At 50.2% G+C, this 1,864-nt stretch carries 3 protein-coding genes; all 3 read left to right on the top strand.

The features are described from left to right. Nucleotides 1-91: 91 nt before the first annotated feature. A complete protein-coding gene (locus QUA83_RS30340) occupies nt 92-472 on the top strand; it encodes a hypothetical protein (protein ID WP_333297920.1) in 381 nt (126 codons plus the stop codon). 80 nt (nt 473-552) lie between these two features. Continuing rightward, complete coding sequence (locus QUA83_RS30335; protein ID WP_333297918.1) at nt 553-1,326, top strand: hypothetical protein; 774 nt, start codon at nt 553-555, stop codon at nt 1,324-1,326. 78 nt (nt 1,327-1,404) lie between these two features. Further along, nucleotides 1,405-1,824: a pentapeptide repeat-containing protein gene (locus tag QUA83_RS30330; RefSeq protein ID WP_333297916.1), complete on the top strand. Its 420-nt coding sequence runs from the start codon at nt 1,405-1,407 to the stop codon at nt 1,822-1,824. The last annotated feature ends 40 nt before the right edge of the window (nt 1,825-1,864 follow it).

The raw sequence follows: 1,864 nt of genomic DNA, 5'->3' as shown, positions 1-1,864 counted from the left end.
TAGAGTCGAACTCATGCACTGGCTAATTTCATAAATTCCTTTTTTTGTCAACTCCTAATACTGAACCGACGCCCTAGTAATCCGTCTCCAAATGGGTAACGATCTTGCCTTTCTCAAACAAGAAATGCCCTTACTTTATCAACAACACTTTACCCCAGCGGGTGAAATTGCCTCCGGGATTGAAGCAACACGAATGGCAATCCTCAGTTGCACCAACAAACTCCTGAGTGGCGACATCGCAGGAATGGGTTTCCCCTTATTCATGCTGCTGCTGTCAGTGATTACTAGCGGCTATGCTTGCGCGATGACGATCGCCCTTGCTTTCCGCGAGGATACCGCAAAATCCTTCAGCGATACAGTCAAGCTTCAGAGAGACTTCTGGCTGGAAGCGCGTCGCCGGGAACTGACAGCGCAGGCAGAAACCGTGGCTGACATCCGCCCCCACTCTGACAGCGACAGCCATCTCAACTAATTGCAGGGTGCGCGGCAGCTTCCAAACCCGCGCCCCTAACCCAAGAAATTAGCGATCGCCCCATCACCCAAGAGGTTAAAATGCTCAACTCACAACACCCCAGCTCCGCCAAAACCCGCATCTCCTTAGTTCCAGACTCTGAACCGCTGCCCCCGGTTGTGCAGCCGGAGCCATCTACATCAGAATCAGAGTACAAAACCCGCCTGCTAAGCCTCTATATCGCTGAAGTCCAGCAAACCGGACGCATTGACTACCCAGAGTTGGTACAGTTCCTAGACCAAGTTTACGCAGTTGAAAATGCCTCTGAGGGAGCACAAATCCTCCCAAATCACTGCGACATTCTCCTCGAAAAGCTGGAACTCGCACAAGCTGACATTCTGACAGCTTCTGGGAAAATTCAAATTCTGCTAAATACATTGGCGGATGCACTCGCCCAGAAACACCTCACAGACGACATCGAACAACAAGTGAGATCGGGCATCCGGGAAGAAACTCAGCGCTTCCTCAAAGCCGCAGAATACCTGCTCGATACCGCCGAACAGCACACCCTTCAACGACAGTTCCGGTTTTGGAAATCGCGATCGAGCCCAGAAGAAATAGAGGCCGAAGACCTTCGCAAATCTATCAACGACCTCAAATACATCCGCCAGTACCTTGCGGAACACCTGCGAATTCGCGAACTGATCGAAGAATTCGTGCCGGCAGAAGGCAAAATCGGCAACTTCCACCGACTGCACAAATATCTGGAATTTGCCCCCAGTGCCGCTGACTTGTTAGGCAACTTCCTCCAGCAAGCACTCCAGCGCAAAATTGCAGGCGGTAAAAAGTTCGTGACTCCCAAATCATACCGATAACTTCTCACCTTTAGCCGCTCTCCAATTCCAAGAGCGGCTGCCCACTCAACAAACTCGACATAACTCAGGAAAACAGCCATGATGCCATTCTTTGACGCAACTTCCAACCGCAAACAAATGAACACCGCGCAGTTTCGCGACGAATACGATCGAGGACAAAGGGATTTCAGCTACACGAATCTTACAGCAGTCGATTTAAGTGGCATGAATCTCTCAGAAATTAACTTTCAAGGTGCGGTACTGTGGAAAGCTAATTTAGAAGGAACAAACCTCTCGAAAGCCAACTTAACACAGGCTAATTGTAGCCAAGTTAACCTCAGTTGGGCGGTGCTGAGTTTGGCTCGCGCCGAAAGTGCAAACTTCGCCAGTGCCAAATTGCATCAAGCTGACTTGCACAGCATTCGCGCCATTGGCTGCAACTTCCACAAAGCTGATTTAGAAGGAGCTAATTTAAGTCGAGGAGCTGGCGGGGTGACAACTCCGCCGCAACCGAGATAGAGTGAGGTGTTGACCAACTTGTGGTAAAAAAAGATAGGTC

Origin of the sequence: Microcoleus sp. K1-B1, from assembly GCF_036704705.1 — a bacterium.
Classification (GTDB): domain Bacteria; phylum Cyanobacteriota; class Cyanobacteriia; order Cyanobacteriales; family Microcoleaceae; genus Microcoleus.
This window is presented reverse-complemented; position numbering and strand designations above follow the sequence as displayed.